This window comes from Halorientalis sp., assembly GCF_028275115.1.
In the GTDB taxonomy this organism is placed as follows: domain Archaea; phylum Halobacteriota; class Halobacteria; order Halobacteriales; family Haloarculaceae; genus Halorientalis.
Window position 1 is genome coordinate 23,490 of record NZ_JAQCNH010000150.1, and the last position, 20,615, is coordinate 44,104.

Annotated in this window: 18 protein-coding genes and 1 pseudogene; 12 read left to right on the forward strand and 7 right to left on the reverse strand. The window is 67.5% G+C overall.

Features of this window, described 5'->3' with window-relative positions; all coding sequences use genetic code 11:
- From cobJ to Q0964_RS18175, 6 genes are read left to right on the forward strand one after another with little or no spacing between them, the layout of a single operon-like run.
- On the forward strand, positions 1 to 1,035 hold the full coding sequence (cobJ, locus tag Q0964_RS18150; protein ID WP_299270681.1) for a precorrin-3B C(17)-methyltransferase: 1,035 nt from the start codon (positions 1 to 3) through the stop codon (positions 1,033 to 1,035).
- Positions 1,035 to 1,286, forward strand: coding sequence for a ferredoxin (locus tag Q0964_RS18155; RefSeq protein ID WP_299270684.1), 252 nt, complete (start codon positions 1,035 to 1,037; stop codon positions 1,284 to 1,286). Before cobJ ends, Q0964_RS18155 begins: the two co-directional genes overlap by 1 nt.
- A complete protein-coding gene (locus tag Q0964_RS18160; RefSeq protein WP_299270688.1) occupies positions 1,283 to 1,957 on the forward strand; it encodes a cobalamin biosynthesis protein in 675 nt (224 codons plus the stop codon). Before Q0964_RS18155 ends, Q0964_RS18160 begins: the two co-directional genes overlap by 4 nt.
- Positions 1,954 to 3,186: a CbiX/SirB N-terminal domain-containing protein gene (locus Q0964_RS18165; protein WP_299270691.1), complete on the forward strand. Its 1,233-nt coding sequence runs from the start codon at positions 1,954 to 1,956 to the stop codon at positions 3,184 to 3,186. The genes Q0964_RS18160 and Q0964_RS18165 overlap by 4 nt, the downstream gene beginning before the upstream one ends.
- Positions 3,183 to 3,554 carry a DUF3209 family protein gene (locus Q0964_RS18170; protein WP_299270694.1) on the forward strand — a complete coding sequence of 124 codons (372 nt, stop codon included), beginning with the start codon at positions 3,183 to 3,185 and terminating at the stop codon, positions 3,552 to 3,554. The genes Q0964_RS18165 and Q0964_RS18170 overlap by 4 nt, the downstream gene beginning before the upstream one ends.
- Complete coding sequence (locus Q0964_RS18175) at positions 3,547 to 4,776, forward strand: outer membrane protein assembly factor BamB family protein (protein WP_299270696.1); 1,230 nt, start codon at positions 3,547 to 3,549, stop codon at positions 4,774 to 4,776. The genes Q0964_RS18170 and Q0964_RS18175 overlap by 8 nt, the downstream gene beginning before the upstream one ends.
- Positions 4,777 to 4,904: 128 nt before the next feature.
- Here Q0964_RS18175 and Q0964_RS18180 read toward each other — a convergent pair whose 3' ends face one another.
- The 3 genes from Q0964_RS18180 to Q0964_RS18190 are packed head-to-tail and all read right to left on the reverse strand — an operon-like array spanning position 4,905 to position 8,151.
- Positions 4,905 to 5,705 (reverse strand): CbtA family protein, encoded by an 801-nt coding sequence (locus Q0964_RS18180; protein ID WP_299270699.1) that lies wholly within the window; start codon positions 5,703 to 5,705, stop codon positions 4,905 to 4,907.
- Positions 5,705 to 5,890 (reverse strand): CbtB domain-containing protein, encoded by a 186-nt coding sequence (locus Q0964_RS18185; RefSeq protein WP_299270702.1) that lies wholly within the window; start codon positions 5,888 to 5,890, stop codon positions 5,705 to 5,707. The genes Q0964_RS18180 and Q0964_RS18185 overlap by 1 nt, the downstream gene beginning before the upstream one ends.
- A gap of 59 nt (positions 5,891 to 5,949) precedes the next feature.
- On the reverse strand, positions 5,950 to 8,151 hold the full coding sequence (locus Q0964_RS18190) for an ATP-binding protein (RefSeq protein ID WP_299270705.1): 2,202 nt from the start codon (positions 8,149 to 8,151) through the stop codon (positions 5,950 to 5,952).
- Positions 8,152 to 8,185: 34 nt separating this feature from the next.
- Here Q0964_RS18190 and cobN point away from each other — a divergent pair, with 34 nt between their 5' ends.
- From cobN to Q0964_RS18205, 3 genes are read left to right on the forward strand one after another with little or no spacing between them, the layout of a single operon-like run.
- Entirely contained in the window at positions 8,186 to 12,085 is a 3,900-nt protein-coding gene (cobN, locus tag Q0964_RS18195) for a cobaltochelatase subunit CobN (protein WP_299270708.1), read from the forward strand.
- A complete protein-coding gene (locus Q0964_RS18200; protein ID WP_299270711.1) occupies positions 12,075 to 12,782 on the forward strand; it encodes a precorrin-8X methylmutase in 708 nt (235 codons plus the stop codon). The genes cobN and Q0964_RS18200 overlap by 11 nt, the downstream gene beginning before the upstream one ends.
- The gene (locus Q0964_RS18205; RefSeq protein ID WP_299270714.1) at positions 12,779 to 13,561 is read left to right on the forward strand and encodes a cobalt-precorrin-7 (C(5))-methyltransferase; all 783 of its coding nucleotides are present in this window, start codon (positions 12,779 to 12,781) and stop codon (positions 13,559 to 13,561) included. The genes Q0964_RS18200 and Q0964_RS18205 overlap by 4 nt, the downstream gene beginning before the upstream one ends.
- Positions 13,562 to 13,586: 25 nt before the next feature.
- Here the strand turns inward: Q0964_RS18205 and Q0964_RS18210 are convergent, their stop codons facing one another.
- The 3 genes from Q0964_RS18210 to Q0964_RS18220 form a co-directional block, all read right to left on the reverse strand.
- Positions 13,587 to 14,765, reverse strand: a complete 1,179-nt coding sequence (locus tag Q0964_RS18210; protein WP_299270716.1) for an inorganic phosphate transporter — start codon at positions 14,763 to 14,765, stop codon at positions 13,587 to 13,589.
- The gene (locus tag Q0964_RS18215; protein ID WP_299270719.1) at positions 14,765 to 15,376 is read right to left on the reverse strand and encodes a hypothetical protein; all 612 of its coding nucleotides are present in this window, start codon (positions 15,374 to 15,376) and stop codon (positions 14,765 to 14,767) included. Before Q0964_RS18215 ends, Q0964_RS18210 begins: the two co-directional genes overlap by 1 nt.
- A 198-nt stretch (positions 15,377 to 15,574) precedes the next feature.
- Positions 15,575 to 16,360 (reverse strand): CbiX/SirB N-terminal domain-containing protein, encoded by a 786-nt coding sequence (locus tag Q0964_RS18220; protein WP_299270721.1) that lies wholly within the window; start codon positions 16,358 to 16,360, stop codon positions 15,575 to 15,577.
- A gap of 343 nt (positions 16,361 to 16,703) precedes the next feature.
- Here Q0964_RS18220 and Q0964_RS18225 point away from each other — a divergent pair.
- From Q0964_RS18225 to Q0964_RS18235, 3 genes and pseudogenes are all read left to right on the forward strand, one after another.
- Positions 16,704 to 17,891: pseudogene (locus Q0964_RS18225) on the forward strand (multicopper oxidase domain-containing protein).
- Between the two features lie 149 nt (positions 17,892 to 18,040).
- Positions 18,041 to 18,991 carry a ring-cleaving dioxygenase gene (locus Q0964_RS18230; RefSeq protein ID WP_299270724.1) on the forward strand — a complete coding sequence of 317 codons (951 nt, stop codon included), beginning with the start codon at positions 18,041 to 18,043 and terminating at the stop codon, positions 18,989 to 18,991.
- Positions 18,988 to 19,638 carry an alpha/beta hydrolase gene (locus tag Q0964_RS18235; RefSeq protein WP_299270727.1) on the forward strand — a complete coding sequence of 217 codons (651 nt, stop codon included), beginning with the start codon at positions 18,988 to 18,990 and terminating at the stop codon, positions 19,636 to 19,638. Before Q0964_RS18230 ends, Q0964_RS18235 begins: the two co-directional genes overlap by 4 nt.
- On the opposite strand, the gene Q0964_RS18240 is transcribed toward Q0964_RS18235, so the two are convergent.
- Positions 19,635 to 20,456, reverse strand: coding sequence for a beta-keto acid cleavage family enzyme (locus Q0964_RS18240; RefSeq protein WP_299270730.1), 822 nt, complete (start codon positions 20,454 to 20,456; stop codon positions 19,635 to 19,637). The genes Q0964_RS18235 and Q0964_RS18240 overlap by 4 nt on opposite strands.
- Positions 20,457 to 20,615: the final 159 nt, after the last annotated feature.

Below are 20,615 nucleotides of genomic sequence, written 5' to 3' on the forward strand. Positions count from 1 at the left end.
ATGAGTACCGACGACACGACGACGACCGACGCGAGCACAGAGACGGAATCGAACTGCGACGCGAGCGAAGCGGAGAGTGCCCCGGAAGCGGCCGCCGAGGCCAGCACCGAATCCAAATGCGGCGGCTCGACGACTGCCACCCAGGAAACCGGGGGCGAGTCCAAGTGCGGCGCGTCCGCATCGTCGAGTTCCTCCAGCGGTTGTGGCGCGAGTTCCGACGAGGAGGAGGATGTCGGCGCGACCGTCGACGACTTCGACGCCGACCCCGGCCAGCTGGTCGCGGTCGGGCTCGGTCCCGGTCAGCCAGCGGGGATGACCGACCGGGCGAAGACGGCGCTGGCCGACGCCGAACACATCGTCGGCTACACGACCTACGTCGAACTGCTGCCCGACGAGATCACCGAGGCGGCAGAGGACATCTACGACACGCCGATGTGTGGCGAAGTCTCCCGAACTGAGGAGGCCATCGACCGGGCGCTCGCCGGCAACGACGTGGCGATCATCGGCAGCGGCGACCCGAACGTCTACGCGCTCGCGGGTCTCGCGCTGGAGATCGTCGAGTCGAAGGGTGCGACAGCCTCGATGCTCGACTTCGACGTGGTGCCCGGCGTCCCGGCCGCCCAGTCGTGTGCTGCCCGTGTGGGTGCACCACTGGTGAACGACACTGTCTCCATCTCGCTGTCGGACCACCTCACCGACATGCCGACCATCGAGTCGCGGCTCCACGCCACGGCCAAGGAGGGGTTCACAATCGCCATCTACAACCCCTGGAGCCGCAAGCGCCGCGAGAACTTCGAGAAGTGCTGTGAGATACTGCTGGAACACCGCGATTCCGGGACACCGGTCGGCGTCGTCCACGCTGCCGGCCGCGAGGACGAACGGGTCGAAATCGTCGACCTCGGAGAGTTACCGGACCTGGGCGAGACCGACCTGATAGACATGACCACGACCCTTCTCGTCGGTAACGAGGACACCTACGTCTGGGACGACCGGATGGTGACCCCACGGGGTTACGAGACTAAATACGACTACTGATGACGTACACTGTCACACTCGACCGGGCAGCCTGTGACGGGATCTTCGCCTGTCTCGTCCGGGACGACCGGTTCACGGAACGCGACGACGGACTGGCCGGCATCGATGCCGCCGAGGATCACCACGACGCCGACGAGACGGTGACGGTCACGTTCGACGATGACCGATTCGCCGACGCCGAACAGGCCGCCGCGGCCTGTCCGGTCGACGCGATCAGCGTGTCGGCGGCGACCGAGGGGGGAGAGCCATGAGCGTCGAAACTGGCGTGCCGACGGACCTGTTGTCGAGCCACCCGGAGACGGCGTACTTCTGGGGGCGGACCGTCGGCGACGGCGACCTCGGCGAGGACAGCGTCACCGTCCGGACCAACGACGAGACCGCAGCCCGACGACTCGCGTCCATCGCCGGAGCCGAGCAGGTCGACCGACGCATCCGCGAGCGCGAGTACGCCCACAACACGTCGATCACCCGCACCGAGGAGGAGTACACGGTGCAGGTGTTCGGCGACCTGCCGACTCGCGCCGCGGCGGCGTTCGGGCTGCCCCGTGACGGCCAGCCGGGTGGCTACCGGTTCGACACGTTCGCCGACCACGACCGCCAGCTCCTGCGCGGCCTGCTGGAGGGCTGTGGAACCATCTGTTTCAAAAGCTCGGCGGGGACGGTCGGGCTCTCGTTCGTCGCCGACGACCGGCGACTACTCGAGACGATCAAGGGGCTGCTCGACGGGGTGCCCGTCGACGCGCCCTGCGACGAGGTCGCCGAGACCGCCTCGGGCGGCTACTGGTTCGGCGTCGACGACGCGGCCGTTCCGACCGTCGGCCCGTGGCTCTACGACGGGAGCGGGGAGACGGGGCTGTTCGCGCCGTCGCGGCGGCGGAAACTAGAGCGGAGCCTCGAACAGGCGGAGGGCATCCAGCGGTGAGCCGAACCACCACAGGTGCGGACGGAACGCGGCCGTTCGACGACGAGGCGGTGCTGCTGGTGGGTCACGGGTCCCGGCGCGAGAAGTCTAACGAGCAGGTCCGGAACCTGGCGGTCGGCCTCGAAGAGCGACTGGGCGTCCCCGTCGATGCGGGCTTTCTCGAACTCGCGGAACCGGCGATTCCCGAGGCCATCGCGGGACTCGCGGGTGCGGTGTCAGCGGTCACGGTGGTTCCACTGTCCCTGTTCGCGGCCAGCCACGTCAAAAACGACGTGCCACTGGCCGTCCAACAGGCCCGGGCGGAACACGACGGACTGACGGTGAACAACGGCGCGCACCTCGGGATTCATCCCGCAATCGTGGACCTGCTTGACGACCGCGCAGCGGCCATCGAAGCCGAACTCGGCGTGGACCGGGAGGCCGACGACGTGGTCGCAGTGGTCTGTGCGCGGGGTTCGAGCGACCCCGACGCCAACGGCGACGTACACAAACTCGCCCGCCTGCTCGACGAGGGGCGGGCGTTCTCGCGGGTCGAGGCCTCGTTCATCGGTGTGACCGAACCGTTACTGGACGAGTCGCTGCACACGGTGGCCAAGCGTCGCCCCGACGCCGTCGTCGTCGTCCCCTACATGCTCGGGGACGGCGTCCTCACCCAGCGCATCCGCGACCACGCCGACGAGTTCGACGAGGAGTACCCATACGTCGACGCGGCGGCGGGTGACCCCCTCGGAACGGACTCGCGACTGCTCGACGTGCTGGGCGATCGGTGGCAGGAGGCCCGAAGCGGGAGTGTCGAGATGTCCTGTGACACCTGCAAGTACAAGGTGGAGCTCGACGGGTACGAGGAAGACGTGGGCGGCGCGCGGGCCATGTTACGCGCATTGACACATCAGGAGACGCACGCCGACCGCGAGGACGTGGACGACGACCCACACACCCACGACGCCCCTGAAAAGCACGTCGCGGTCTGTACGAACCAGACCTGTGCAGCCGACGGTGCGCCAGCCGTACTCGAGAGCCTCCGCCAGGCCGTCCGGGACTCCGAGGAGTGCGACGCCCGGGTCACCCGGTCGTCCTGCCTCGGCCGCTGTGGTGAGGGGCCGATGGTTGCCGTCTATCCGGACGGCGTCTGGTACGGCGGCGCCGACGAGGACGACGCCGACCGCATCGTCTCGTCCCATCTCGACCGGGACCGCATCGTGTCCGACCTCGTAGACCAGACATTATGAGCTGTGACGAACTCGAAGCCCTGCGACTGGGCGTCATGACGGCACTCGGTATCGGCGACGAAAGCACGCGTGAACACGCGAAACAGGAGTTAGCGGGCAGTATGGAGGGTCCAATCGAAGCCCTCGCGAACGCCGAGACGTTACCGGAGATCGAACGACACCTGGACGCCGCCCTCGTAGACCTCGAAGAGGAGATCGCGCGGATGGACTCCGACGACCCCGAGTACGACTACGCTAGAGGGCGACTCGTAGCCGTCCGTGACGCGGAGCGAGCGATCCATCGGCTGACTCAGCAGGCAGAGAGCGTCCTCGACGGGTTCGGTGAGGCCCATCATCACCTCCACGAAGCGTTCCCGGTCGATGAGTAGCCGTGGCCGACCGACCGCATCGCTCGGAGAGATCACCCCCGCCGGATCGCGCCAACTCGGTCGTCGGTCCGCTGTGGCGGTCACCGGCGACGTCGTTCTCGCCGGGACGGCCGACGGTCGCCTCCGCGCGTTCGACCGGACGCTGACCGAGCGGTGGACCGCCGACGGTTCCGCGTCCGACGACGGTAGCGTCGTGTCCATCGGTACCTTCGAGGGCACAGCTATCGTCGGCGAGCGCGGCGCGGCCGGCGCGGTCCGCTGTCACGACCTGAGGTCGGGGGAGCTGCTGTGGCGTTACGAGACGGCTAACGACGTCGGCGAGCCTCAGGACGAGACCCGGTTTCTCCTGCCGTTCGTCGCGGACGTGGTCGCGGGCGCGGACCGATTCTACGTCGCGGCTCGGCGGTACGAGCGCACGGACGATGGTAGCAGGGAGTTCCACAGTGTCGTCTACGCCGTTGGCCCCGACGGCGCCGTCGACTGGCGCTACCGGGCCGACGCCTCGCCGATCAGCCTCGCAGTGCGGGGCGACCGCGTGGCGGTCGCGTACAACCGCTGTCCCGGAAATCACCAGCGTGGACTGGTGGTGCTGGACCGTGAGTCGGGGAACGAGCGCCTGACCTGGGACCCCGGGACCGACGGCGGGCGACGCGTCGGGGACGTCTCCCTGCTGGCCGATGGCGTCGCCGTCGCGAGTCACGGTGATTACTGCGGTTACCGGTTGAACGACGACGGGAGCAACCGCTGGCGCGTTCCGCTGGCGACCCCGCGGACGGTCGCCGGCGAGCGTGTCTACGCGTACCCAAACCACGTCCACGCCACGGCAGCGGGCGCGGTGTTCGTGACCGGGAACAGTTACCCGGAGGACGGACGCGAGACCGACGCGCGTCACCCGAACGAGCACACGGCGGTCGGCGTCACGCCCGACGGTGAACGGTCGTGGCGGGCCAGTGTCGGCGGATTCGCGGCCGGTATCGGCACGGCGGGTGACCGGGTGGCCGTCCCGAGCGCCCAGCACTTTCGGGAGCGCGATGCAGAGCGTCATGGTCTCCGTGTGTTCGACGTAGCCGACGGCACAGCGTCGAGCGTCGACGCCGACGGCGTGATCACGGCTGCGGCGCTCGACGGCGAAACCGTGGTCGCTGTCGAGGAACCGGTCGCGTACCACGACGAGACCGAGGAGCGGGGTGCCTACCGCCTACTGAGCCACCAGCGAGCGTAATCGGGACCGCTCCCGGTGTCGAACACAACTGCGGCTTCGGTTTCGATTGTCTCGACGAGTTGGACGTGTGACCAGCTGTGCGGACAGTTTTGTGGAGCGTGAACAGAAGAGTCGGCAGGCCAGGCCACTCAGTCGGACGAGGGGTGTGGGTCGGATGGGGCCGCGCTGGTCGGCCCGTGCGTCGCGGTGGTATCCTCGCCCGCGGAGAGCCAGGCGTGCGTTGCTGCGAGCAGTGTCCAGACCACGACCTGGCCGAAGAGTACCTGCGCCCGGAAAGCCGCGACGAACGCGGCCGGGAGTGCCTGCGTCGTCGAGTTCGTCGGCAAAACGAGCGCGAGACCGACGAGCAGGCAACACGGCACTGCCGCGCCGACGAGGGCGCGGACCCGGCCGCGGTCGCGGAGGCGGGTGTACGCGTACCCGGCGAGTAGACAGGCAGTCAGTCCGGCGAGCATCATTCCGGCGTAGAGGCTAAGACGCGCGTCCGTCGAGAGCGCCTGCTCGACGCCCGGTGGCTGCGGTGGCAAGACGAGCCACGGCGCACCGGAGACGGTGACGAACCCACCTGCCGCCGCGAGCGCGTGTTTCGTGGCACCGGTGCCCGGAATCGCCGGTTCGAGGACGTAGAACGCGAGTCCGAAGGTGACGACGCCCAGCAGGAGTCCCCAGAACACGCCGCCGCCGACGCTGAGCAGGGACGCGGAAACAACGCCGAGAACGCCCGAGGCGTTCCCGTGCTCGTCGTGTCCGTGTCCACCCCCATCCGCGTGGTGGTCGGAACCGCCGCTGGCGTCGTGGCTACCGTGTTCGCCGGCGAGGCCCTCCGCCGCAGCGATCATCGGATTCGCCAAGACTGCCACGAACAGGCCGAGGGCGATGCCAGCGACCAGTCCGGCTTTCAATCCACGCACCAGATACGTCTGGAGCATCAGTGGCAGGTGATGCCGGCCGCGTGCCGAGCGTTGTGTAGCGAGTCGTGGACCAACGGCTCCTGGACGAACAGGAGCGTGAAGCCAAGAATCGCGAGCAGTGTCAGCCCGAGCGCGACCCGCGGTGTCGTCAACGCCGGCCGAGCCGATTCGATGCGTTCGTGAACGGTGTTCGCTGTCGCCATAGTAAACTACAGTTGTAAGACAACAAGCTAAGTTGTAAAGCTTTCGAGTGCGCCAAACCTCAGTTGTGGTCGACGGCGGCGGTGACGCGGTCGGCCGACAGCGCCGACAGGGGGACGCGGTCGGCGTCGAGGGCGTCGCAGACGAGGTCGGTCACTTCGGCGCGCCCGCCGTCGCCGGCGTCGACTACGACCGTCTTGGCGTCAAGCGTCGCCAGCTCCCGGGCGGCCGCGCGGGTCTGAGCCGTCGGACTTCCCGCCGCGACGTTGGCTCTGCCGTCGGTGACCAGTACGACGACTGCGGCGTCCGGGTCGGCACGTTCGACCACTCTACCGGCGGTCCTGAGCCCGTCTGGCAGCGGCGTCCGGTCACCCGTTGGAAGGTCTTTGAGGTGGCGGGCCGCGCGCGTCACGCTGTCGGTCGGCGGGAGTACCACGTCGGCCTCGTCGCCGGCCACGGCGACGAACCCGACCTCGTCGCGGGCTTCGTAGGCGTCCTGTAACAGTTCCAGCACCGTGCCTTTCGCCGTCCGCATCGCGCCCCGCATCGACGCGCTTGCGTCCACGACGAACAGAACCAGCGCCCCCGTGTCACCGGCGCGGACCGACTGTCGAAGGTCCCGCGATTCCACCGCGGAACCGCCCCGCCGCGCCGCCGCGCGGACCGATGCCGTCGCGTCGACCGAATCGGCCGCCTCGGTCCGTTTCGTCCGCACGCGTGCCCCCTCGGCGTCCGGTCGCGGTGTCGACTGTGCACGCGACCCTCCACCCTGCCCCCCGTCTCGGCCGAGTGGGTCGGCTGTCGACAGGTCCGGCGCGGCGGCGTCACCGACCTCCGCCCGTTGCTGACCGGGGAGTAAAGGTGTGGCCGGTCGGGCGTCCTCCTCGGGTTCCTCGTCCGGGTCGGGTGCACGCTGCGTGCCGTCGTCGCTGTGCCCGTGGTCGCCCGTACCGCTGTCTGCAGTCGGTGTCGGTCGGGAGTCTGGTTCGCCTCGGTCGTCCGAGCCGTCGGACCGGTCGCCATCGCCCCGCTCGTCGGACCGGTCACCGTCGTCACGGTCGGTCGACTCGGGCCCGTCGGAGTCCGAGCCAGCGTCACCACCGTCGTCCCTCTCGTCGGCTTGGCCCTCGTCGTCTGCGTCACCACCGTCTCGCTCGTCGGGGGCCGACTCCGTGTCGGTGCTCCCGTCGTCTCGCTCGTTCTGGTCTCCACCAGGGTCGTCGCCGCCGGTCTCGTCCTCGAAGTGGTCGTCGAGTACGTCCTCGGGGTCCGGGGCGTCCTCGAAAGGCCGGGACTGGAGCCGGTGCGGCAGCGCCAGTTCGGCCGCCCGGCGCACGTCGGACTCGATTACTCGCGCACGGCCCTCTAGCGCCGCCAGTGCCCGTGCTGCACGCGCGGTCGCGATATCACCCCGGTGGCCGTCGATGCCCGCGTCACGGCACAGCTCGGCGATATCGGTGGCGAACTCCTCGGGTAGTACCACGTCCGACAGTCCGTCCAGCGCCCGGTGGAGACGGGTTTCCGGGCTGTCGTCCGGGTCGGACCCTACGGACTCGCCGAGTGCCTGGCGGATGATCGCCACGCGGTCGTCGAGCTCCCGACAAGCCGTCACCGTCGCCTGGAGAGCAAAGCGGTCGCGCAACTGCGGCCTGAGGTCGCCCTCCTCCGGATTCATCGTCCCGACGAGCGTGAACTCGGCGGGGTGGGTGACGCTCACGCCGTCGCGTTCGACGCGGTTGATGCCGCTCGCCGCCGCGTCCAGCAACACGTCCACTAAGTGGTCGTCGAGCAGATTTACCTCGTCGACGTAGAGAATGCCGCGGTTGGCTCGCGCCAGCAGTCCCGGCTCGAACTCCGACTTGCCGTCGAGGGCGTCCTCGACCGAGAGCGTCCCGACCACCCGGTCCCGGGTCGCGCCCAGCGGCAGCGTGACGAGAGGGACCGGACGCCGTTCGACCGGCGGCTCGTCCCGGCTTCGGCAGTCCTGGCACTGTCGGTCTCGGTCGTCGGGCGGACAGCCGTACGGGCAGTCGGCGACTGCGCGCTGGTCGGGCAGCAGGTCCGCCAGTGCACGGACGGCCGTCGACTTGGCCGTCCCTTTTTCACCGGTCACGAGCAGCCCATCGAGGTCGTCGTTCGCCGCGACGACGAGTAAAGCCTGCTTGAACGCCGACTGTCCGACGACCTCGCCGAACGCCGGACGGCTCACCCCGTGTTCGACCCGAGCCTGCGAAGCTTTTTTGCCGTCGCCGTAATCAACCATACTTGCGTTAAGTAAACAGAGGTTTAACAACGTTATGCCGAAAATCGGACTGTACACTGCGACGGAGAACGAACTAGGCGCGGTCCAGCGCGCGGCCACGGAGGTCGAGACGGAACTGGTCGTGCGCTCGGACGGAGACCTCGACGGCGTGGGTGACGTGGACGCGTTCGTCGACGAACTGACCGACGCGACGGCGGTCGTGTTCTGGTTGCACGGCGGTCAGGACAGCATGCCGGGGTACGACCACGCCCGCGAACGCCTCGCCGAGGCGGGCGTCCCCCTGATAATCGAATCGACTGGCGACGCTTTCGCCGCCGAGGACACGACGGTCGCCGGCGCGGAGCGCGAGCAGGTCTGTGCGTATCTGGAACGAGGCGGGACGGCGAACGTCGCGAACTGTCTGCGCTACCTGGCCGCCACCTACGACCCGGCGGTCGACCCGGCCTACGACGACCCTGTGGCGCTCCCGACCGAAGGCGTCTATCATCCCGACTACCCGGCAGTGAGCTACGAGGAACTGGTCGAGACCTTCGACCCGAACGCGCCGACCGTCGCCATCTGGTTCTACGAGTCTCACTGGACACACGAAAACACCCGCTACGTCGACGCACAGGTTCGGGCCGTCGAGCGACAGGGAGCTAACGCCCTGCCGATCTTCTGTGAACCCGCGACCGACGCCGAGGGCCAGTGGGACGCCGAGCGCGTCACCGAGGAGTGGCTGCTGGACGCCGGCGGCGACCCGGTCGTCGACGCCGTTCTCTCCTCGTTCATGTTCTCGCTGTCGATGGACGAACGCGGCCGCAGTGCCAGTGACGAGGGCGACTCGGCGGCGGACGTGTTCCTCGACCGACTGGGCGTCCCCGTCCTCCAGACGGTGACGACGATGCGCTCGCGTTCGCGGTACGAGTCGAGCGATACCGGGGTCATGGGCTTCGAACTCGCCCTCTCGGTCGCGCTCCCGGAGTTCGACGGCAACGTCATCACGCACCCGATCAGCGGCAAAGAGCGAACCGACGACGACGCCGGTATCGGGAGTGTCCCGAAACAGCACTTCCCCATTGACGACCGGGTGGACCACGCCGCCCGGTTGGCGGTCAACTGGGCCGAACTTCGCCACACGCCCAACGAGGACAAGCGGGTTGCCGTCGTCCTCCACAACTACCCGCCCAGCGACGACGGTATCGGCACCGCCTTCGGGCTGGACAGTCCCGAGAGTACGGTGAATCTGCTCGACGAGTTGCAGGCCAGGGACTACGACCTCGGCGGGAAGACCCCCGAGAGCGGCCAGTCGCTGATCGACGACCTCACTGCACAGCTGACGCTGGACGACCGCTGGGTCGCGCCGGACGACGTACGGGAACTGTCCGTCGATACTGTCGCACCCGACCGGTACACCGACTGGTTCGACGAGTTGGACGAGCGGTTCCGCGAGAACGTGGTGGACGAGTGGGGCGAAGCACCAGACCGACCCTTCGCTATCCCGGGCGTCGAGTTCGGGAACGTCCTCGTCACCGTCCAGCCCCCGCGCGGGTTCGGCATGGACCCCTCGAAGGTGTACCACGACTCGGACCTCGAGCCGCCACACGACTACGTGGCCTTCTACGAGTGGCTGAAACGCGAGTTCACCGCCGACGCAGTCGTCCATCTCGGCACGCACGGCAGTCTGGAGTGGCTCCCCGGCAAGACCGTCGGTCTCGACGGCGAGAGCGCGCCCGACCAGTTGATCGACGCTCTCCCTAACATCTATCCGTACATCATCAACAACCCCGGCGAGGGGACACAGGCGAAACGCCGCTCATACGCGGCCGTCGTGGACTACCTCACGCCGGTAATGAGCAACGCGGGAACGTACGACGACCTGGCCGACCTGGAGGAGCTGGCGGACCGGTACCGAGAAGCCGGGATGGAAGACGCACGCACGGACGACGGCGAACAGCTCGCGGAGCGAATCCGCGAGACCGTCGACGACCTCGACCTGGCCGTCGAACTCGGGGTCGCCGGCGAAATCGACGAGAAAGCGGACGTTCGCGGCCCCGACGAGGCCGGTTCGACCCTCGCCGCGGGGGCGGTTGCGGGCGACGACGTCGGTATTGACGCTCTCGTCGAGCGCATCCACGAGTACCTCACGGACGTGAAGACGACCCAGATTCGGCTCGGCCTGCACACGATGGGCGAACCGCCAGAGGACGACCGTCTGACGGAGTATCTGGTCGCGCTCACGCGGCTGGACAATCCAGGCGGGCCGAGCCTCCGGGAAGCCGTCGCGGGCGTGCTGGGCGTCGACTACCAGCGAATGCTCGACGAACCCGGCACGTACGACGAGGACCTGGGCATGACCTACGCGCAGGCGGCCGACGAGGTGTACGAGACGAGTCTCGACCTCGTGGGGACGCTCGCCGACCACGAGTTCGACGTGCCCGAAAGCGAACTCGACGCCGGCGACAGCGAGGTTAACATGAACCTGCTCGTCGTCGACATCGACCCGCTCGGGGACGCCCGTGCCGACTCGGGTGCACACCAGGACCTGCGAGAGGCACTCACGTTCATCTGTGAGGAGGCCGCGCCTCGGGTGGCTGGTGCGAGTGAGGAGATTCCCCGGACCGTCGAGGCACTGGCTGGCGAATACGTCCGACCCGGCGGGTCGGGTGCGCCCACACGGGGCGGCGTCGACCTGCTCCCGACCGCGCGGAACTTCTACACGCTCGACCCCCGGAAGGTCCCGGCAAAGAGCGCCTGGGACGTGGGCCGCGAAGTGGCCGACGGCGTGGCCGAGCGTCACGCAGTGGACGAGGGCGAGTATCCCGAGGAGATCGGCGTCGTCGTGTGGGGGACCCCCACCGTCCGGACCCGGGGCGAGACTATCGCGCAGGTGCTGGCCCTGATGGGCGTCGAACCGGTCTGGACCGACGCCGGCCGCGTCGACGGCGTCGAACCGATCCCGCTCGACGAACTCGGACGACCACGAATCGACGTGACGACACGCGTCTCCGGATTGTTCCGGGACGCCTTCCCCGCCGCGGCCGGCGTCATCCACGACGCCGTCGACGCCGTCGTCGACCTGGACGAACCGCACGACAGAAACTACGTAAAAAAACACGTCGAGCAGGAGGCTGAAGAACTGGAATCGGAGGGACTCGACGCGAGCGAGGCCCGCGACGCGGCTACACACCGCGTGTTCACGACCCGACCTGGCGGCTACGGCGCGGGGACGAACAAGGCCGTCGACGAGGGCAACTGGGACGACCGCGCGGACCTCGCCGACGTGTACGTCCAGTGGGGCGGCTACGCGATGGGTTCGCGTGGCAGGGTCAGCGAGGCTCACAACGCCTTCGAGCGTCGCCTCGGCAACGTCGACGCGACGGTCAAGATCGAGGACACGGCCGAGCAGGACGAGTTCGACTCCTCGGACTGGTACGCCTTCCACGGCGGGTTCATCACTGCCGTCGCCGAGACAAGCGGCGAAGAACCGGCATCGTACGTCGGCGACTCGGCCGACCCCGACAACGTGGACGTGTACACCAACGAGGAGAAAGTCCGGAAGGCGATGCGCGCACGCGTCCTGAATCCGGAGTGGATCGAATCCATGGAAGAACACGGCTACAAGGGCGCTGGTGACCTCTCGAGCACCGTCGACGTGGTGTTGGGCTGGGACGCGACCACCGGCGTCGTCTCCGACCACCTCTGGGCGGACGTGGCCGAGAAGTTCGCCTTCGACGAGGGCCGTCAAGAGTGGCTGAAAGACGTGAATCCGTGGGCGCTCGACTCGATCACCGACACGCTGCTCGAGGCCATCGAGCGCGGCCTCTGGAACGCCGACGAGGCAACCGAAGACCGTCTCCGGGACCTGAATCTCGAAGTCGACGGGGACCTGGAGGCGAGAGCGAGCGCGGAGGGAGCCCGCGAGCACGAGGAGGTGATCGGTGATGACGACTGATGGCTCCGAGTTCGACGAGTACGCAGACCTCGGTGCGACGACCGAGAACGCCATGGAGATCGCCGAGACGTCGATGGACCGGGTGCGGGAACTGGTGCCCGACGAGACACTCGCGGACCGGATGCGACAGAAATCGGTCCACGCCACCGGCGACCCAGAGTTCCAGCACCTCGTCCGGTTCACCGGAGCGACCGACGACGAACCCGTCGTCGCTGGCGCGCGAGCAGTGCTGGACGAGCGCCCGGTCGTCACCGACATCACGATGGTGAAAGCTGGGATCACCGGCCGCGGTCACGACTGTCCGGTCAGAAAGGCTATCGGCAACGGGGCCGACCTCGCCGCTGAGACCGGGATGACCCGCACGGCCGCCTCCGTCCTCGAACTCGACAGCGAGGGTGTGTACGACGGCGCAATCGCCGTCGTCGGGAACGCTCCGACGGCGGCGCTGGCCCTGTCCGACTGTATCGAAGACGGCACCCGACCGGCAGCGGTCGTCGCGACACCGGTCGGCTTCGTCAAGGCCGCAGAGAGCCGAAAGCGACTCCGGGCGGTCGCGGCCGAACACGGCGTACCCGCCATCACGAGCGTCGGTCGCCGCGGCGGGAGCGGGCTCGCGGCCGGACTCACGAACGAACTCGTCCACGTCGCCAGCGATTACCGGAACGACGAGTTGCCCGGGGGTGATCTCGACCGATGAGCGACACCGAAAACGACGAGTACGATCTGGATTCGGGCCCCGACCCGGCCACGTTCGCCGCGAACGGAGCCGAGGCAGTCGAGTCGGAGACCCCAGTTCACGCCGTCGGCATCGGTCCGGGAAACACCGAGTTCCTGACACCACGCGGACGCCGTGCGATCGGCGAGGCCGACGTGGTGGTCGGGTTCGAGACGGTCGTGGAGTTCGTGGCCGATCTGACGGATGCGGACCTGCTGACCTGTGGCTACCGCGACGAAGGCGAGGCGCTGGCCCGCTTCGCCGAGCGTGTGGCGGACGGCGACCGCGGAACTGCGGCCCTGATGGGTGACCCGAATCACTCGGGCTACCAGTTCCTCGGCAAGGTCGAGCGGGCCGTCGACGCGGCCGGGGCGGGACCAGTGCGAGTCGTCCCCGGAATCTCCGCGCTCCAGATAGCGGCCTCGCACGCTCGGACGCCGATGGAAGACAGTGAGTTCGTGACCCTTCACAAGAGCGGCGACCTGTCGGCCGACCGCACTCGACTCCGGAGTGCGGTCGGGGACCGCCACTTGCTCGTCCTGCCACGACCGTACGACCTGATGCCTGGCGACGTGGCTGCCGACCTGCTCGAGGCCGGCGCGGCGCCGCACCTGCCGGCACTTGTCTACGAGCGGCTAACGCACGACGACGAGTCGATCACGGAGACGACGCTCGGGTCACTGGCGAATCACGCCGGTGGTGACGGCCCCGAGGAGACGGTCTTCTCGGACCTGTCGGTGCTGGTCGTGCGTCGAACCTGAGTAGAGGGCGCCGGCAGACGGCAGTTCAAAACCCAAAGATCGGGACGAATCGAAACGTGAGGTACGCCCCGACCGTCGCGATGGCGGGGACCACGTTTTGCATCAGGACGACCCGGGCGGTCGTCGCAGGGTTGAACAGGTCTCCCGGCCGCGGGATGTCTTCGGGGTCCTCCTCGCCGATAGCAGGGAGTTCGTCACCGACCTCGTCTGCGGCCAGCGCGTCGACGGTGACCGGCGGTGCTTTGTCCGACCTGACTGCCTGGGGGACGGTCACCGGCCGGGTCGCTCGGCCCCACCCGAGTCCGACGATCGACATCGTAGCGATGATGACGAAACTGGCGGGAATGCCGAGCGTCGAGAGGAACACGACGAGTGCCGAACTGACCGACGCGACGACGATTGCGGCCGTCAGCGGGAGTTCTGTGATGTCGCTGCCCATCGTCTCGAGCGTTCGCCGGGCGATGGTGAACGCACCGATCGCCACGGCAATCCCGCCGAGGATGATCGCCGGGTCCATCGCCAGTTCACCGCTCCCGACCAGCGGTGCGATAGCGTTGGCGATGTTCGAGGTCCCGGAGCTAAACGCCATCAGACAGCCGATTGCGACGACGGTGAGCGTCCCGACCAGTTCCCGCCGGTTGGTCGTCCGGTGGAGGTGCGGTATCGGGACCGGTCCCGAGCGGTCGACGTCGAGCAGTGGCCCCTCGCTTCGCTCCATCGCGACCACCCGATTGAGCCGCGCGTAAAAGTAACGCCCGATAATTAGCGACACCCAGAAGCCGATGATCGGCGAGACGACCCACCACGTGACGATTTCTCCCATGACGGCGAGGTTTAGCACGTCGCCGGCCAGAGCCAGGCCAGCGATTGCGCCAACGGCGGTCATCGACGTGGACGCCGGCACACCGAAGACGTTCCCCACCAGTAGCGCGATGCCGATGAAAAACAGCACCGCAATCGACGTTTCGAGGGTGAACACACCAGGTTCGACCACCAGTTCCGTCCCGAGCTTCGTCACGACGTTCCGGCCGATGGTCCAGGCACCGAGGAAAAAAAACAGACCCATCAGAGCTGCAGCCCCCGTCTTCGAGAGCGCGTCCGCGCCGACGGCTGGCCCGAACGCCGGCCCCGTCGTGGAGCCGCCGATGTTGTACGCGACGAACATCGCCACGAGGACACCGACCACGAGCAGTAGCCCGACCATCAGTTCGCTCCGTCCCCGTTGGCCTCGTCTCCGTCCATCGTTTCGTCGGCCCCGTCAGTCTCGTTACCGTCCAACTGTTTTTCAAGCGTCTCTTCGACGGACTCCTCGACCGCTTGGTCAACCCTCTTTTCGACCGCTTCGTCGACTTTCTCTTCGACCGCCTCACCGACGGTTTCTTCGACTGCCTCGCCGACGGTCTCCCCGACAGTGTCACCGACTTTCTCCTCGACTGCCTCGCCAACAGTCTCCTCGACAGTGTCACCGACTTTCTCCTCGACAGTGTCACCGACGGTTTCTTCGACCGTCTCGCCGACAGTCTTACCAACGGTGTTCTCCATCGTCTCGTCGACCCTGGCTTCGACCGTCTCGTCGACAGCTTCCTCCATCGTCTCGTCGACGGTCTCTTGAACGCTCTCTCTGACCGCGGTGGTCATCCAGTCCGGGTCGAACCGGGCCATCTTCCAGACGACGTGAATGAGATAGGAGATGAGGACACCGAAGCCAAACGCCAGACCGACGGCGCTGTCGGCGACCACGATCAGTGCTACCGAGAGGGCGATCAGCAGGCCGTACGTCAGGTCAACGAGCGAGTCGACACGGCTCGGGTTCACGGCGCACCCGTCGCGAGCGCGGGTGCGGGCGGTTCGGCGACGGGAGCATCTTGCTTGGTGCCGGTTTGCGAAAAATACACGTATACGGTAATTGAGACGGCCACGATTCAAGAGTGTTAGCAAGTCCACCCCTAATCCTACCGTTACCAGTCGGCCGCTCACGATACGCAACGGACGCAAGCGCCGGGTGCTTAGGGGTTAGAGCGGGCCTTCACCGTCGGCGGCGAGCGAACGTGCACCCTGGACTAGCGCGTCCTCGAAGGAGGCCGGTTGCGCGTCCTCGGCGGTCGCCAGCGCACGCTGGCGAGTGACCTCGCCTTCGATTGCGTCGGTGACCAGCGGATGGTCGCCGAGCGGGTCGGCGTAGGCCATCCCTCCCCGGTCGAGTTCGAGTTTCGTGGGTATCCGGCGGTCAGTCGTCGCGTTCGCAGTGAAAAAAAGCGGAACTGCGACCGATTGTTCGGTCCCGACGGCGTACCGGACGCACTCGACGGCGGGATTCTGGAGAAGATAGGTGGGTTCGACGGCGGCGTAGTCGGTCCGCTCGGCGATCCGGGTGGTGTGATACTCGACCATCTGCCGGTGGTAAGGTTGGGAACTGCTTCCCTGACCGACGAGAACGAGCGTGGCGTCGTCGTCGGCCTCGACCAGCGCGGTCGCTCGTTCCGTCACCAACCGGGTAATCGCCGGACTCTGCCCGATGGGTTCACAGTATCGGATCGTCCCGTCGAACGCGGGGAACGTTCGCGGCAGTACGTCCGTCGTCTCGCGACTGTGGGCCAGCGACGCCGGCAGTACGTAGAGAGTACCCGCCGGGAGGGACCGAAACCGCTCGCGGAGTTCCCGACCCGGTTCCTCGGCGTACGTGACAGCGTGGGCCGCGTCGACCGCGCCCCTGCGCACGATCCGGTCCGCGTGGGTCGCCAGCGTCTCCCTGACGTGTGTCCCCTCCTGCCCGACGAGTACGAGTGTGTCCTGTGTCATGGGTGCTATTACAACTTCGCTTTGACTACACCAAGCGAGCTTGTCCAACTTGATGTAAGAGAGTGACAAATAACTTTTGGTCGGGGGTGTGGGCGATACCGTGTCCCCGCCGCCGTTGCGGCCTCGGGCCGTGGCGGGGTTGGATGCGGTACGCTGGACCGAAAAGCCGGTTTCGGGTCGCCGTCAGGGAGGGGAGTCGGGCCAGTCACACACGACGAGGGGACGTACGTCGCGGGAACGCGCCTGGTCGGCGTGGTTCGGTCGCCAGTCGCGACCGCATCGATATTCACGGGCCAAACATGTTCGATTTGATTCACGGGGCACGGGAATCTCCACGCGGGGTATATATCCGACGTTTCAACAGCAGGATACGAGTGCGCCGGGAACGCGGTTCTCGCGTCGTGACTTCGTGACAGCAATCGGTGGGGCGACGACGGTCGCGTTGGCCGGGTGTCGGGGCGCCCCGCGAGCGGGGAACGCTGCCGGGACGCCGGAGACAACCCAGACTGCTCAGTCGAACCAGTCCTCGCTGCCAGCGACGGCCCCGCCCGCGATGGTTGACCTCGCAGAACAGGACGATCAGGTCACGCTGGAGACACAGCCGGCGCGGCTCCCAGTTCATGGCGGCGACTCGATCGTGGCCCCCATCATCGAACTGCCGCGGGTGTGGGCGTTTCAGGCCGGCGACGGTCATCCGAGCGTCCTGTGCCCCGTCCTGCGCGCACAGGGGGGCGACATCATCGGAGTGAGGTTGTACAACACCAACCGGAAGCGCCTGCACACCGTCTACTTCCGCGCGGTCCGGAAGACCTGGGAGGACGACGGTGTCCCGACGAGGACGGGCATCACCGTCGACCCCGGTGAGACCAACACGTACGAGATTTCGGTAAACGTGCCCGGGACGCACGTCTATCACTGCCACTATCAGGCCCACTAACACGTCGAGATGAGGATGTACGGGACGTTCCGCGTCGACCTAGACGAGTGCGAGGGATTCGACCGGGAGTACTTCCTCACGACGAGGAGTTGGGACTCCCAGCTCTCGCGGATGTGCGACGGCGAGGACGTGAACGACAGCCCGCACCGGCGCAGGCCTGACGTGTTCATCATCAACGGGCGGTCCGCACCGCGAACCGTTCACCCCGAGGACGGCTCGCCGCCGCTCGTCAGTCAGGGTGATACGGTCCGGCTCCACCTGGTGAACGCCGGCAGGTTCATCTCCCACCCGATGCACGTCCACAACCACCGGTTCCAGGTGGTTGGGAAGGACGGCTCGAAGGCTCCGGAGGCCGCACGCTACGACGCGGACATTACCAACCTCGCGCCGGCAGAGCGACACGCTGTCGAGTTCGGGGCCGGCGCAGGCCCCGGTATCTACCTCGTCCACTGCCACAAGGTCAACCACGCCACGAACGGCCTCGACGAGGCCGCCTCTTACACTGGCGGGATGATTACCGGTCTGGTCTACGAGTCGGCGGTGGACACCGACATCTTCGGCGACCTGCTGGACTGCGCTGGCGACGACGGGTGAGGGCCGAACCCGGCAACAGCCGCCGGCGCCGATAGCCAGCCGGTCTGACGGCGTCTACCGGTGACGTCGGTGTCACCTGATATCACCACGGCCAGAGAGCGCCTATAAGTGCGGGTCACCTACGTGTTCGTATCTCAGGAGTCCACGACATGCCCATGCAGACACCTGGCGTTCACCACGTCACAGCGATCGCGAGCGACCCACAGGCCAACGTCGACTTCTACACCGGCGTCCTCGGCCTCCGGCTGGTGAAGCGAACAGTGAATTTCGACGACACGCGCACCTACCACCTCTACTACGGCGACGCGGTCGGCACGCCCGGCACGGTCCTCACCTTCTTTCCGTTCGAGGGCGGCCAGCCCGGCAGCGTCGGTCGCGGTCAGGCCAGTGCCACCGCGTTCGTGATTCCCGACGGGTCGGTTGAGTTCTGGGTCGACCATCTCGAGAGTGACGGGCTCGCGGTCGAAGCGCCAGTCGAGCGATTTGGCGAAACCGTCGTTCCCTTCGAGGACCGCGACGGCCAGCCACTGGAACTGGTCACCGGCGAGAGCGATATCGAGCCGTGGGCCGACGGGCCGGTTCCGGCGGAACACGCCATTCGCGGCTTCCACGGCGTGACGCTCGACTCCCTGTCCCCCGACGCCACGGGAGCGCTCCTCGAATCGATGGGTTTCGAGCACGTCGCCGAGGCGGGCCAGCGCACCCGATACGAGGCGGACGGCGAACGCGCGACCGCGGTCGACGTTCTCGACCGTCCGGCGGGCGACCGCGGCCGCCAAGGTGCCGGCACCGTGCATCACGTCGCCCTGCGCGCCCCGGACACGGAGACCCAGATGGACTGGCGTGCGAAACTACTTGAACAGGACCAGCGCGTCACCGAACAGAAGAACCGTCAGTACTTTCACTCGATCTACTTCCGGGAGTCCGGCGGCGTCCTCGTTGAGGTTGCGACCGACCCGCCGGGCTTCACCCGCGACGAGTCGGTCGACGAACTCGGGAGTGGTCTGAAGCTCCCGCCGTGGCTCGAACCGGACCGCGAGACCATCGCGACCAATCTCGCCGACATCGAGGCACCCGCCCCGGCGGAGACCGAGCGATGAGTGGGCCACATCAGGACCAGCCGCTGGTCACCGCCGGCACCGACCTCGACAACGCCGGGGCCGCCGTCGTTCTGACTCACGGCCGCGGCGCGAGCGCCGAGAGTATCGTCCAGCAACTCGGCCGGGAGGTCCACCGCGAGGGCGTCGCCCTGCTGGCTCCGCAGGCCGCCCGCAGTACCTGGTATCCTAACTCCTTTCTCGCACCCGTCGAACGCAACGAACCCGGCCGCTCCTCGGGGCTGGAGGTGGTCGAAGCCGCCGCCGAGACGGCCGTCAATGCCGGGATTCCACACGAGCGGGTCCTGCTCGTCGGCTTCTCGCAGGGTGGCTGTCTCTCCAGCGAGTTCGTCGCGCGCACCCCTCGCCGTTACGGTGGGCTGGCGGTCCTCTCCGGTGGTCTGATCGGTGAGACCGTCGACCCGGACGATTACCTCTCGGTCGGCGACGACCTCGGCGGGACCCCGGTCTTCCTCGGCTGTAGCGACGTGGACCCGCACATCCCCGAGGAGCGCGTCCACGCGACCGCCGAGGTTCTGGACGAACTCGGCGGCGACGTGACGAACAGAATCTACGACGGCATGGGTCACGGCGTCAACGCCGACGAACTGGAACGGCTGGACGGGATGGTTGCGGCCCTGCTCGACTAGAAGTCGAGAATCGCTCGGGTCTGGTCGGTCGTCGCGACCGGCCGGTCCGGCGTCTCGGCGGTGTCGGCGACCCGCTTGACGAGTCGCCCGCGCTCGTAGTAGCCGTTGTCCTCGAGGCCGACGCGGACGTGGCCGCCGAAGAGGACGCCCATGGTTGGGAAGGCGAGCCGGTGGGGGCCGAACCCGAGTGTGTTGAACAGCGTCCCCTCGGGCAGATCGTCGATGGCAGTCAGAAAGGTCCGCGGACGTGGTCGGGTGAGCGTCCCCGAGCCGACTATCAGCGTCGCGCAGAGCGGCTCGTCGAGGTTGCGCCGCTCCAGCAACCGGTGGGTCTCGTTGACGTGCCGGCTTTTGAACAGTTCCAGTTCGGGTTTGATTCCACGGTCCTGCATCTCCTCGTGAAGCGTCGCGACGGTCGCGCGAGTGGTTTCACTGGTGAGGTGATCGTAGCGGTTCAGTGGGCCCGTATCGAGGCTCGCCATCTCCGGCAGCGGATCGGTCCGAAGTGGCTGGGCACGAGTCGCCGTCGACGCACCCGTTCCACCAGTCGAGTGTTGGGTGATTACGTCTTCGGTCCGGTGGCGAACCGCGTCGGTGACGTCCTGGAACCGGTCGGTGGAGAAGGCGCGCTCGCCGTCGTTCTGCCGGGCGTGTAAGTGGACGGTACTCGCCCCGGCAGCTTCGGCCGCGGCGGCAGCCGCGCCGATTTCGGTGGGCGTCTCCGGGATGGCCGGGTTCACCTCCTCGCCGTGGACGCCGCCTGTCAGGGCTGCGGTGACGGTGACGGGTTCGCCCGCGGGGTACGTCTCGTAGCTCACTCGTTTTCGGCCTCCGGATAGAGGTCACAGTCCGTGGTGTGGTTGAGGCTGTGACGGTCGTTGCAGATGTCCGCGCGCATCGGCTGGACGAAGGTCGCTGCAGCCTCGCAGTAGGCTCGGTCGGTCTCGAAGCCGTGGTCGCCGTCTTCGCGGCGGTAC